This is a genomic window from Actinomadura sp. 7K534 (genome assembly GCF_004348575.1).
Taxonomy (GTDB): domain Bacteria; phylum Actinomycetota; class Actinomycetes; order Streptosporangiales; family Streptosporangiaceae; genus Spirillospora; species Spirillospora livida.
In genome coordinates this window covers 49,610-63,805 of sequence record NZ_SMKB01000012.1, presented here as the reverse complement: position 1 = coordinate 63,805, position 14,196 = coordinate 49,610, and the positions used below count along the sequence as shown (strand labels likewise).

The 14,196-nt window shown below is 74.7% G+C and carries 3 protein-coding genes; all 3 read left to right on the top strand.

The features are described from left to right. Nucleotides 1–2,541, top strand: a 2,541-nt coding sequence (locus tag E1266_RS04815) for a condensation domain-containing protein (protein WP_165965934.1), incomplete at its 5' end; no start/stop codon positions are given. Further along, on the top strand, nt 2,538–10,256 hold the full coding sequence (locus E1266_RS04810; RefSeq protein ID WP_132044100.1) for a non-ribosomal peptide synthetase: 7,719 nt from the start codon (nt 2,538–2,540) through the stop codon (nt 10,254–10,256). The genes E1266_RS04815 and E1266_RS04810, both read left to right, overlap by 4 nt. Further along, a complete protein-coding gene (locus tag E1266_RS04805; protein ID WP_243718233.1) occupies nt 10,253–14,194 on the top strand; it encodes an amino acid adenylation domain-containing protein in 3,942 nt (1,313 codons plus the stop codon). Before E1266_RS04810 ends, E1266_RS04805 begins: the two co-directional genes overlap by 4 nt. Nucleotides 14,195–14,196 lie beyond the last annotated feature (2 nt).

Genomic DNA, 14,196 nt, shown 5'->3' with positions numbered 1-14,196 from the left:
CGTTCGCCGCAGGACTTCCTGAAGCTGCTGGTGGACGAGCGCGTCACCGTCCTGAACCAGACCCCTTCGGCCTTCTACCAGCTCATGGCGGCCGACAGGGACGACCCCGGTTCCGACCTGGCCCTCCGCTACATCGTGTTCGGCGGCGAGGCTCTCGAACTGGGGCGTCTCGAAGACTGGTACTCGCGGCACGCCGAGGACGCGCCGGTGCTGGTCAACATGTACGGGATCACCGAGACCACGGTGCACGTCTCCTACCTCGCGCTCGACCGCGCGTACGCCGCGACCGCGCCGGGCAGCGTCATCGGCGTCGGCATCCCGGACCTGAAGGTGTACGTCCTGGACGGCCGCCTCCAGCCCGTCCCGTCCGGTGTCGTCGGTGAGCTGTACGTGGCGGGCGCCGGGCTGGCGCGCGGCTACCTGAACCGGCCGGGCCTGTCGGCCGAGCGGTTCGTCGCCGACCCGTTCGGCGAGCCGGGCACCCGCATGTACCGGACGGGCGACGTCGGCCGGTGGCTGAACGACGGCCGCCTCGAATACCTGGGCCGCAGCGACCAGCAGGTGCAGCTGCGCGGCTTCCGCATCGAGCTGGGCGAGATCGAGTCGGCCCTGGCCCGGCACGACGCGGTGTCCGACGTCGCCGTGCTCGTACGCGACGAGCGCCTGGTCGCCTACGTCGTGGGCAGTGGGATCGATTCCGGGGAGCTGCGCCGCTTCGCCGCGAAGGACCTTCCCGACTACATGGTCCCGGCCGTGGTCATGGAGCTGGACGCCCTCCCGCTCACCGTCAACGGCAAGCTCGACCGCGCGGCGCTGCCCGCCCCGGAGTTCACCTCGAAGGCCGCGTCCCGCGCGCCGCGCACCGCCGAGGAGGAGACGCTCTCCCGCCTGTTCGCCGAGGTGCTCGGCCTGGGGCGGGTCGGGGTCGACGACGGGTTCTTCGACCTCGGCGGCGACTCCATCATCGCGATCCAGCTCGTCTCCCGCGCCCGGCAGTCCGGCCTGGTCGTCACCCCCCGCGACGTGTTCCAGCACCAGACCGTCGCGGAACTGGCCGCCACCGCGCGGCCGGTCGGCGAGGGCGAGGAGATCGAGGCGGAGCCCCCCGGCGCCGGGACCGGTCCGGTGCCGGTCACCCCGATCGTCGCGTGGCTGCGCGACCGGGTGGCCGGGGACGCCGCGCTGATCAGCGGCTTCCACCAGGCGATGCTGCTGCGCACGCCGCCGGACCTCGGCCCCGACCGGCTGGCGGACGCCCTCCGGACGCTCATGGACCACCACGACGTCCTCCGGCTGCGGCTGGACGTGGACGGCGACCGCTGGCAGCCCGTCGTCCGGCAGCCCGGCGCCTGCGACGCCGCCGCCCTCGTCACCCGCGTCGACGTCGCGGGCCTCGACGCCGACAAGCTCCAGGCCGTCATCACCGAGCAGGCCACCGCGGCCCGCGACCGGCTCGACCCGCGGGAGGGGACGGTCGCGCAGCTCGTCTGGTTCGACGCGGGCACCGACCAGGGCCGCCTCCTGGTCGTCCTGCACCACCTCGTCGTGGACGGCGTGTCCTGGCGGATCCTCCTGCCCGACCTCGTCACGGCCTGGGCCGGGGGAGAGCTCCAGCCTGTCGGGACGTCGTTCCGCCGCTGGGCGCAGAAGCTCACCGCGGCCGAGCGGGACGAGGACGAGCTGGAGGACTGGCTCGACATCGTGGACGGGCCGCCGCAGAAGCTCGCGGACCGCGCGCTCGACCCGCGGGCGGACATCGCGGCGCGGGCCCGCTCGCTGACCGTCGACCTGCCCGCGGACGTCACCGGGCCGCTGCTCACCGACGTGCCCGCCGCGTTCCACGGACGCGCCAACGACGTCCTCCTTACGGGCCTGGCCCTCGCCGTCGCGCAGTGGCGGCGGCACCGCGGCGGGCGCGGTACCGGCGTCCTGGTCGACCTGGAGGGCCACGGCCGCACGGACGCCGTGCCCGGCGTCGACGTCTCCCGCACCGCCGGATGGTTCACCTCGATCCATCCCGTCCGGCTGGACGCCGGGACCGCGACCGGCGGCGCGGCCATCAAGAAGGTCAAGGAGCAGCTCAGGGCCGTTCCCGGCGACGGCATCGGCTACGGCCTGCTGCGCTACGGGGGCGGCGGGGCCGCCGAGGAGCTGGCCGAGGCGCCGCCCGCGCAGCTCGCGTTCAACTACCTCGGCCGCGTCGACGGCGGCGCGGACGGCGGCGACTGGACGCTCGCGTCCGAGGAGCTGCCCCCCGGCGAGGACCCGCGGATGCCGCTCGCGCACCTCCTGGAGGTCAACGCCGTCGCCCGCGACCTGCCCGGCGGCCCCGTGCTGTCCGCGACGTGGACGTGGCCGGGCGGCCTGCTGGACGGCGCCGACGTCCGCGAGCTGGCCGAGGGCTGGTTCACCGCGCTGCGCGGCCTCGTCGCCGACGCCGCGTCCGGCGAGGCCGGCGGGTTCACCCCGTCGGACCTGCTCGTCGACCTGGACCAGGGCGAGATCGACAAGCTACAGAACGCATGGAGGCGGCAGCATTGAACCGGGGGGACCTAGAAGACATCCTGCCGCTGTCGCCGTTGCAGCAGGGGTTCTTCTTCCACGCCCTATTCGACGCCGGCGACTCCGACGTCTACACGGCCCAGTTCGTCCTCGACCTCGAAGGGCCGCTGGACGTCCCCGCGCTGCGCACCGCCGCCGAGACCCTGCTGCGCCGGCACCCGAACCTGCGGGCCGCGTTCTGGCACGAGGACCTGTCGCGCCCCGTCCAGGTGATCCCCCGGACGGTCGAGCTGCCGTGGGAGGAGGTGACGGCGTCCGAGGCGGTGTCCGATGTCGAGGCCGACGCCGTCGTGGCGCGGGAGCGGGCGCGCGGCTTCGACATGACCGCGCCGCCGCTGCTGCGGTTCGTCCTGGTCCGGATGGGCCCCGAGCGGCACCGGCTTGTCTTCACCAACCACCACATCCTGCTGGACGGCTGGTCCACGCCGATCCTGGCGACCGAGCTGTTCCTGCTCTACGTGCAGGGCGGCCACGACACCGGGATGCCCCGCGTCACGCCGTACAAGAACTACCTGGCTTGGCTGGCGCAGCAGGACCGCGCCGCCGCAGAGGACGCGTGGCGCCGCGCCCTCGACGGCGTGGCCGGGCCCAGCCTCGTCGCCCCCGAGGCCGCCGGGCGGGCACCGCGGCCGCCGGAGCGGACCGTCACCGAACTGGACGAGCGCACCACCCGGCGCCTCACCCGCGCCGCCCGCCGCCACGGCGTCACGCTGAGCACCGTCCTGCAGGGCGCCTGGGGGCTGGTCCTCGGCCGGCTCCTCGGCTCGAACGACGTGGTGTTCGGCGCCACCGTCTCCGGCCGCCCGCCCGAGTTGCCCGGCATCGAGCAGATGATCGGGCTGTTCATCAACACGCTGCCGATCCGCGTCCGGTACCGGATGGACGAGCCGCTCGGCACCCTCCTGGAACGCCTTCAGGACGAGCAGACCGAACTCCTCGCCCACCACCACCTGGGCCTCACCGACATCCAGCGGGTGGCGGGCCAGGGCGGCGCGCTGTTCGACACGATGACGGTCCTGGAGAACTACCCGTTCGACCCCGCGTCGATGGACGGCTCCCTCAACGGCGTCCGCATCGCCGCGGCCGACTCCTACGACGCGACGCACTTCCCGCTGTCGTTCGTCGCCGCCCCCGGCGAGCGGCTGTCGCTTCGGCTGCACTACCGGCCCGACGTGTACGAGGGGCCCGTCGTCGAGGCGCTGCTCGCCCGCGTCCGCCGCTTCCTGGAGGCGTTCGCCGAGGACGCCGGGCAGCCGGTCGGCGCCGTGGACCTCCCGTCCGGCGCCGAACGCGCGGCCCTCGCCGCCTGGAACGACACCGGCGCCGATGCCCCGGCCGGCGCGCTCCCGGCCCTGTTCGAGCGGCAGGCGGCCCGCACCCCGGACGAGACCGCCCTCGTCTGCGGCGACGTGCGCCTGAGCTACGCGGAGCTGAACGAGCGCGCGAACCGGCTCGCGCACGAGCTGATCGCGCGGGGGATCGGCCCTGAGGACCGCGTCGCGCTCGTCCTGCCGCGCACCCCCGAGATCGTCGTGGCGATCCTGGGCGTGCTGAAGGCGGGCGCGGCCTACGTCCCGGTCGACCCCGAGTACCCGCCCGCCCGCATCGGGCACATGCTGGACGACTGCCGCCCCGCCCTCACCATCCGGGCGGGCGGGTTCCCGGACACCGCCGGGCGGCCCGCGCACGACCCGGCGGACGCCGACCGGGTCCGGCCGCTGCGCACCGGCAACGCCGCGTACGTCATCTACACGTCGGGCTCGACCGGGCTCCCCAAGGGCGTCACCGTCCCGCACACGGGCGTGCTGAACTACTTCGAGGCGCACCGGGAGACCTTCTTCGACCCCGCGGTCGAGGCCGCAGGCGGCCGCCGGATGCGGTTCGCGCACCTGGCGTCGTTCTCGTTCGACACGTCGTGGATGGGCCTGCTGTGGATGATGTACGGCCACGAGCTGCACCTCGTCGACGACGACACCCGCCGCGACGTGGAGGCGTACACCGCGTACGTGGCGGACGCGCGCGTCGACCTGGTGAACACCACCCCGTCGCACTTCAGCTCGCTGCGCGAGGCGGGCCTGCTGGACGATGACGGGCGGCACCGCCCGTCGCAGCTCCTCCTCGGCGGCGAGGCCGTCGGCGAAGCGCTGTGGCGGGACCTGCGCGCCGTCCCCGGCCTGACCGCGCGCAACTTCTACGGGCCGACCGAGTCCACGATCGACACGATGAACCAGGTCGTCGCGGACGCCGGGCGCCCCTCGATCGGCGGGCCGTACCGGAACACCCGCGCCTACGTGCTGGACCCCGCGCTCCAGCCCGCCCCGGCCGGCGTCCCCGGCGAGCTGTACCTCGCGGGCGCGCAGCTCGCGCGCGGCTACCTCGGCCGCCCCGGGCTGACCGCCGAGCGGTTCACCGCCGACCCGTTCGGCGCGCCCGGCGACCGCATGTACCGGACCGGCGACCTGGCCCGGTGGCTCCCCGGCGGGACGATCGAGTACCTCGGCCGCGCCGACGACCAGGTCAAGATCCGCGGCTTCCGGGTCGAGCCCGGCGAGATCGAGAACGTGCTGTGCGGCTGCGACGGCGTCGCCCAGGCCGCCGTCGTCGTCCGGGAGGACCGCCCCGGCGACAAGCGCCTCGCCGCTTACCTCGTCGGCGCGGACGTCGACGTCGCGGCGGTGCGGCGGTACGCGGCCGAGCGGTTGCCCGACCACATGGTCCCGGCGCTCACCGTCCTGGACGCGCTGCCGCTCACCGTCAACGGCAAGCTCGACCGCGCCGCGCTGCCCGCTCCCGGCGGCGGCGCCGGGACCACCGCGGGCCGCGCGCCGCGCACCCCGCAGGAGGAGATCCTCTGCGGGCTGTTCGCCGAGGTCCTCGGCGTGCCGAAGGCGGGCGTGGACGACGGGTTCTTCGACCTCGGCGGCGACTCGCTCACCGCGACCCGCCTCGTCAGCCGGGTCCGCTCCGCGTTCGGGGTGGAGCTGCCCGTCCGCGCGCTGTTCGAGGCGCCGACCCCCGCGCGCCTCGCCGAGCGGCTCGCGGACGCGGCCGGCGACGTCCGCCCGCCGCTGACGCGGGGCGACCGCCCCGCCGTCGTGCCGCTGTCGTACGCGCAGCAGCGGCTCTGGTTCCTGAACCGCCTCGACGGCGCTTCGGCGACGTTCAACATGCCGATCGCGCTGCGGCTCGAAGGCGCGCTCGACCTCGGCGCGCTGCGCGACGCGCTCGGGGACGTGGTCGCCAGGCACGAGTCGCTCCGCACGATCTTCCCGGACGGCTCGGGCACCCCGCGCCAGCTCGTCCTCGACCCGGCCGCCGCCCGCCCCCGGCTCGACGTCGCCGAGACCGGCGAGGCCGCGCTGCCGGCGGCGCTCGCGGCCGCCGCCGGGCAGGGCTTCGACCTGTCGGTCGAGCCGCCGCTGCGGGCCCGGCTGTTCGCGCTCGGCGGGGACGCGCACGTCCTGATGCTCGTCCTGCACCACATCGCCGCGGACGGCTGGTCGATGGCGCCGCTCGCCCGCGACGTGATCACCGCGTACGCGGCCCGCGCCGCCGGGGAAGAGCCGCGGTGGGCGCCGCTGCCGGTCCAGTACGCCGACTACACGCTCTGGCAGCGCGAGCTGTTCGGTTCCGAGGACGACCCGGACAGCCTGGTCTCCCGGCAGATCGCCTACTGGCAGGACGCCCTGGCCGGGCTGCCGGAGGAGCTGCGGCTCCCCGCCGACCGGCCGCGCCCGCCGGAGGCGACGTACCGGGGCGCCACGCACGCGTTCGAGCTGGACGCCGGCGTCCACGCGGGCCTGCTGGCCCTCGCCCGCGAGAGCGGCGCGAGCCTGTTCATGGTCGTGCAGGCGGCGTACGCCGCGCTGCTCACCCGCCTCGGCGCCGGGACCGACGTGCCGATCGGGTCGCCGATCGCGGGCCGCACCGACGAGGCCCTGGACGACCTCGTCGGCATGTTCGTCAACATGCTCGTCCTGCGCACCGACACCTCCGGGGACCCGTCGTTCCGCGAGCTGATCGGGCGGGTGAAGGAGACCGACCTCGCCGCCTACGGGCACCAGGACCTCCCGTTCGAGCGGCTGGTCGAGGTGCTCAACCCGGCCCGGTCGATGGCGCGCCACCCGCTGTTCCAGGTCGTGCTGTCGTTCCAGAACAACCCCGAGGCCCGCCTGGAGCTGGACGGGCTGACCGGCGGCGCCGAGCCGCTGGGGTCGGGCATCGCCAAGTACGACCTCTCGCTGTACCTGGAGGAGCGGCACGGCGACGACGGCGCCCCCGCCGGGATCAAGGCCGGTCTCGAGTACGCCCTCGACCTCTTCGACCCCGACACCGCCCTGTCCGTCGCGGACCGCTTCGTGCGGCTCGTCCGCGAGCTGGTCGCCGACCCCGACGCGCCCATCGGCGCCGCCGAGATCCTGGACCGCGCCGAGCGCCGCACGATCCTGCGCAAGTGGGCGGGCGGCAAGGGCGGCGGCACCGAGCGGACGACGATTCCGGCGCTGTTCGAGGCGCAGGCGGCGGCGCGTCCGGACGCGCCCGCGGTGACGTGCGACGGCGTGTCCTGGACGTACGGCGAGGTGAACGCGAAGGCCAACCGCCTGGCGCACTGCCTCATCGAGCAGGGCGCCGGCCCCGAGCAGTTCGTGGCGCTGTCGCTGCCGCGTTCGGCGGACCTCGTGGTAGCGCTGTTGGCGGTGCTGAAGACGGGTGCGGCGTACGTGCCGATGGATCCGGACTATCCGGAGGACCGCATCGCGTACATGGTCGAGGACGCCCGGCCGGTGCTGACCATCGGCCCGGACGACCTCGACGCACCCGGACGCCCCGACACCAACCCCGGTGTCGCCATCGACCCAGAGCACCCGGCTTACGTCATCTACACCTCCGGTTCGACGGGTCGGCCCAAGGGCGTCGTGGTGCCGCACCAGAACGTGGTGCGCTTGCTCCGCTCGACCGAGCAGTGGTTCGACTTCGGCCCGGACGACGTGTGGACGCTGTTCCATTCCTACGCGTTCGACTTCTCCGTCTGGGAACTCTGGGGTCCGCTCCTCTATGGCGGTCGTCTTGTCGTCGTCCCCTACGAGACCTCACGTTCGCCGCAGGACTTCCTGAAGCTGCTGGTGGACGAGCGCGTCACCGTCCTGAACCAGACCCCTTCGGCCTTCTACCAGCTCATGGCGGCCGACAGGGACGACCCCGGTTCCGACCTGGCCCTCCGCTACATCGTGTTCGGCGGCGAGGCCCTCGAACTGGGGCGTCTCGAAGACTGGTACTCGCGGCACGCCGAGGACGCGCCGGTGCTGGTCAACATGTACGGGATCACCGAGACCACGGTGCACGTCTCCTACCTCGCGCTCGACCGCGCGTACGCCGCGACCGCGCCGGGCAGCGTCATCGGCGTCGGCATCCCCGACCTCAAGCTGTACGCGCTCGATGCCCACCTCCAGCCCGTCCCGCCCGGCGTGGCCGGTGAGCTGTACGTGGCGGGCGCCGGGCTGGCGCGCGGCTACCTGAACCGGCCGGGCCTGTCGGCCGAGCGGTTCGTCGCCGACCCGTTCGGCGGCCCCGGCACCCGCATGTACCGGACCGGCGACCTCGGCCGCTGGCGCCGCGACGGGACCCTCGAATACCTGGGCCGCGCCGACCAGCAGGTGCAGCTGCGCGGCTTCCGCATCGAGCTGGGCGAGATCCAGGCCGTGCTGACCAGGCACGAGGCCGTCCGGGACGCCGCCGTGCTCGTCCGCGACGACCGCCTGGTCGCCTACGTCGTCGGGACCGCCGCCGGGACCGGCGCCGACTCCGCCGAGCTGCGCCGCTTCGCCGGGAGGTCGCTGCCCGACTACATGGTCCCGGCGGCCGTCGTCGGGCTGGACGCCCTCCCGCTGACCTCGAACGGCAAGCTCGACCGGGCGGCGCTGCCCGCCCCCGACTTCGCGGCGAAGGTCTCGTCCCGCGCGCCCCGGACGCCCGGGGAGGAGACCCTCGCGGGCCTGTTCGCCGAGGTCCTCGGGCTGGAGCGGGTCGGAGTCGACGACGGGTTCTTCGACCTCGGCGGCGACTCCATCATCGCGATCCAGCTCGTCTCCCGAGCGCGCCGCTCCGGCCTGGTCATCACCCCGCGCGAGGTGTTCCAGCACCAGACCGTCGAGGAGCTGGCGGCGGTGGCGCGGCCGGCCGGCGAGGGCGAGGAGATCGAGGCCGAGGCGCCCGGCGCCGCAGTCGGCCGGGTCCCGGCCACCCCGATCATGCGCTGGTTCCAGGAGCTGGACGGCCCGGTCGGCGGCTACAGCCAGCGGATGCTCCTCCAGGTCCCGCCGGACCTCGGCATCGACCGGCTGACCGCAGCGCTCCAGCGCGTCCTCGACCACCACGACATGCTCCGCCTCCGGGTGGCCGGCACCGAGTTCGAGGTCACCGAGCCCGGCACCGTCGACGCGGCGGCGCTCGTCCGCCGCGTGGACGTCGGCGGCCTGGACGCCGGCGCGCTCCGCTCCGTCCTCGCCGCCGAGGCGGAGGCCGCCCGCCGCCGCCTCGACCCGGCCGCGGGGACGATGGCGCAGCTCGTCTGGTTCGACGCCGGCGAGCGCGACTCGGGCCGCCTGCTGCTCACGGTCCACCACCTCGCCGTGGACGGCGTCTCGTGGCGGATCATCCTGCCCGACCTGGTCACCGCGTGGGGCGGGGGAGACCTAGACCCGGTGCCGACCTCGTTCCGCCGCTGGGCGCAGCGCCTGTCCGCCGAGGCGTCCGACCCGGCCCGCACCGCCGAGCTGCCGCTCTGGGACGACGTCCTCGCCACCCCCGACCCGGTGCTCGGCGCCCGCCCGCTCGACCCCGCAGCCGACACGTTCGGCACGGCGCGGCACCGCACGCTCGACCTGCCCGCCGACGTCACCGCGCCGCTGCTCACCGAGGTCCCGGCCGCCTTCCACGGCCGCGTCAACGACGTGCTGCTGACCGGCCTCGCGCTGGCCGTCGCCGAATGGCGCCGCGACCGGGGCGTCAGCGACGAGACCGCCGTCCTCATCGACCTGGAGGGGCACGGCCGCGAGGAGATCGTCCCCGGCGTGGACCTGTCCCGCACCGCCGGCTGGTTCACCTCGATCCACCCCGTGCGGCTCGACGCCGGATGGGTGGAGCCCGCCGACGTCCGCGAGGGCGGGCAGGCCGCCGGGACCGCGCTGAAGCGGGTCAAGGAGCAGCTCCGCGAGATCCCCGACAACGGCATCGGGTACGGCCTGCTGCGCTACCTCGGCCCCGCGGCGGGCGAGCGGCTCGCCGGGACGCCGCAGATCGCGTTCAACTACCTCGGCCGGTCCGCGGTGCCGGAGGCCACCGACTGGGGGCCGGCCGCGCAGGCCGACGCCGACGCCCTCGGCGCCGGGCAGGACGGCGCGCTCGGCCTCGTCCACGCCATCGAGGTCAACGCGCACACCCGCGACCTGCCGGACGGCCCCGAGCTGTCCGCGACCTGGAGCTGGGCGGGCGGCCTGTTCGACGACGCCGCGATCGACGACCTCGCCGGTCGCTGGTTCGCGGCCCTGCGCGGCCTCGTCGCGCACGTCGTGGACGGCGCGTCCGACGGGCCCGTCGGCGGGTTCACCCCGTCCGACCTGTCGCTGGTGGACGTCAGCCAGGAGGAGATCGACGAGCTCGCCGCCGAGCTCGACGGCGAATGGGAGCTGGATTGAGCAAGTCGCAGCTTGAGGACATCCTCCCGCTGTCCCCGTTGCAGCAGGGGCTCTTCTTCCACGCGCTGTACGACTCGGAGAAGGACGTCTACACCGCGCAGATCGTGTTCGACCTGCGCGGCCCCCTCGACGTGGCCGCGCTGCGCGCCGCCGCTGCGACGCTGCTGCGCCGCCACGCCAATCTGCGGGCCGGGTTCCGGCAGCGCAAGGAGGGGTCGCCGGTCCAGGTCGTCCACCGCGAGGTGCGCCTCCCCTGGAACGACGCAGACCTGTCCGCCCTGCCCGAGGACGAGCGCGACGCCAGGGCGCGGGACCTCGCCGACGCCGAGCGGGCCCGGCCGTTCGACATGACGAGACCGCCGCTGCTGCGCTTCCTGCTCATCAAGCTGGCGGACGGCCTGCACCGCATGGTGTTCACCAACCACCACATCCTGCTGGACGGCTGGTCCACGCCCGTCCTGCAGACGGAGCTGTTCGCCCTCTACCTGGCCAAGGGCGACGACACCGGGATGCCGCGCGTCGCGCCGTACAAGAACTACCTGGCCTGGCTGGCCGCCCAGGACCGGCAGGCCGCGGAGGACGCCTGGCGCCGCTCCCTCGACGGCGTCCACGAACCCACGCTCGTGGCCCCGGGCGCACCCGAGCCCGGTGCGGAAAGCCCCGGACGGGTACGGACCCGCCTCACCGAAGACCTCACCGCGGCGCTCAGCGCGCGCGCCCGCGCCCAGGGGGTCACCCTCAACACCGTCCTGCAACTGGCCTGGGGCACGCTGCTCAGCCGCCTCACCGGCTCGACCGACGTGGTGTTCGGCGCCGCCGTGTCCGGCCGCCCGCCGGAACTGCCGGGCGTCGAGCAGATGATCGGCCTGTTCATCAACACGCTGCCGATCCGCGTCCGCGTCCGCCCCGCCGACACCGTCGCCGAGGCGCTGACCCGGCTCCAGGACGAGCAGGCCGCGCTGATGCCGCACCACCACCTCGGCCTGTCCGACATCCAGCGGCTCAGCGGCACCGGCACGCTCTTCGACACGATGACCGTGCTGGAGAACTACCCGTTCGACCCGGACGCCGCCGGCACCGCCCTCGGCGGTCTCACCCTCCACGACGTGGACGGCTACGACGCGTCCCACTACCCGCTGACCTTCGCCGCCGTGCCCGGCCGCGGCCTGTCGCTGCGCATCGACCACCGCGCCGACCTGTTCACCGAGGACGACGCGCGGCGCCTGATGCGCCGCTTCGTCCGCATCCTGGAGGCCGTCGCCTACCGCCCGGACCTCCCGCTGGGCTGCATCGAGGTCCTGGACGGCGACGAGCGCGCCCGCGTCCTCCAGGAGTGGCAGGGCCCCGGCACCGGTCGCGAGCCCGGCACGCTCACCGCGCGCTTCGCCGCCCGGCTCGCCGAGACCCCGGACGCCACCGCCGTCCGCGCGGCGGGCGAGTCCATCACCTACGCCGAGCTGGACCGCCGCGCGAACCGGCTCGCGCACCGCCTGGCCGGGCTCGGCGTCGGCCGCGACACGCCCGTCGCCGTCCTCCTCGAACGCTCCGCCGACACCGTCGTCGCGTCGCTGGCGATCCTCAAGGCGGGCGGCGCGTACGCGCCGATCCACCACGGCTACCCGCCGGAGCGGCTGGCCTGGGCGGTCGCCGAGGTCGCCGCGCCCGTGCTGGTCGTCAACACCCCCATGCGCGACCGCGCCGCCGCGCTCGGCACCGCCGCCCGGATCCTCGTCGTGGACGACGACCCGGAGACCGCGGCGCAGCCGGACACCGACCCCGGCGTCCCGTGCCACCCCGAGCAGCTCGCCTGCGTGCTGTTCACCTCGGGCTCGACGGGCGTCCCGAAGGGCGTCATGCTCCGCCATCGCGACGCGCTCGACCTCGCGACCGACGGGCGGCTGCGGGGCGGCGCGCACGACCGGGTCCTGGTCCACTCGCCGCACGCCTTCGACGCGTCCATCTACGAGGTGTGGACGCCGCTGCTGCACGGCGGCACGGCCGTCGTCGCGCCGCCCGGCCACCTGAACGGCGCGGCCCTCGAAGAGATCATCGCCGCGGAGGACCTCACCGGGCTGTTCCTCACCACGACCCTGTTCAACCTTGTGGCCGACGAGCGCCCGCACGCGTTCGCGCGGCTCCGCGAGGTGCTGACCGGCGGGGAGGCGGGCTCGCCGGCCGCGATCCGCAAGGTCCTCGCCGCCTGCCCGGACACCGAGGTCGGCAACGTGTACGGCCCGACCGAGGCCACCACGTACACCACCATCGCCGGGCTGCGCGCCCCGCTCGCCGACCCGTCCGAGACGTCCGCCGTGCTCGGCCGCCCCATCGACGACATGCGCGTCTACGTGCTGGACCAGGGGCTGCGTCCCGTGCCGCCCGGCGTCGCCGGCGAGGCGTACATCGCGGGCGCCGGGCTCGGCCGCGGCTACCTGCGGCGGCCCGCGCTGACCGGTGAGCGCTACGTCGCCGACCCGTTCGGCGCCCCCGGCGACCGCATGTACCGCACCGGCGACCTCGTCCGGTGGCGGCCGGACGGCACCCTCGAATACCTCGACCGCGTCGACTTCCAGGTCAAGGTCCGCGGCTTCCGGATCGAGCTCGGCGAGATCGAGGCCGCCGTCGCCGCCCACCCGGCCGTCGCGAACGTCGCCGTCATCGCCCGCGAGGACACCCCGGGCGTCAAGACCCTGGTCGCCTACGTCATCGCCCGCGATCCCGCCAGGGGGGACGACCCCCCTGAACCCCCCGGTGGAAAGCGCGGGATCGAGGGCTTGCGCGACTTCGTGGCCGCCCGCGTACCCGAGTACATGGTGCCCGCCGCGTTCGTCCGGCTCGACACGTTCCCCGTCGGCCCGACCGGGAAGCTCGACCGCCGCGCCCTGCCCGCGCCCGACTACGGCGAGGCCGCCGCCGGGCGCGACCCCCGCACGCCCGAGGAGGAGCGGCTCTGCGCGATCGTCGCCGGCGTCCTCGGCCTCGACCGCGTCGGCGCCGACGTCAGCTTCTTCGACCTCGGCGGCGACAGCATCGCCGCGCTGAAGCTCGTCACCCGGGCCCGCCAGGAGGGCATCGAGCTGACCCCCCGCGACGTGTTCACCCACCAGACCGTCGAGGCGCTGACCAGGGTCGGTGAGCCCGAGGACCGGCTCGGCTTCGAGGTGCTGCTGCCCATCCGGACGTCCGGCACCCGCCCGCCGGTGTTCTTCGTCCACCCCGCGGGCGGCCTGGCCTGGGGCTACCTCCAGTTCCAGCGCCACCTCGGCCCCGACCAGCCGATCTACGGGCTGCAGGCCCGCGCGTTCACGCGCCCGGACCTGCCGGGGTCCGTGGCGGAGATGGCCGAGGACTACCTGGAGCAGGTCCGGGCCGTCCGCCCGTCCGGCCCCTACCACCTCGCGGGCTGGTCGCTCGGCGGGCTCGTCGCCTACGAGATGGCCGTGCGGCTGCAGGCCGCCGGCGAGCGCGTCGGCCTGCTCGCCCTCATCGACGCCTACCACGGCCAGGACCTCGAGTCGGAGCGGCGCGAGGTCCTCCCCGAGCTGCTGGAGGCCATCGGGGTGGACGCCGGGATGATCGCCGAGGACGGCAACCCCGACATGGCGCAGATCATGGCGGTGCTCGCCGCCCGCGACGACGCCCTCGCGACCCTCGGCGAGGACGACCTGGTCAACGTCTACCGCAACTACGAGAACGGCCTCCGGCAGGCCGAGGAGTACCGGCCGGGCCGGTTCCGCGGCGACATCGTCTTCTTCACCGCGCTGCAGGGCCGCACCGCCGACTCGCCCACCGGACGCGCCAACTGGGGGCCGCTCGTCGAGGGCGAGATCGAGGACTACCCCCTCGACATCGACCACCACCTCCTCATGGAGCCGGGCCCGGCCGCCGAGATGGGCGCCGTCCTGGCCGCAAAACTCGACAAACTACAGAGCACGGATTGAGA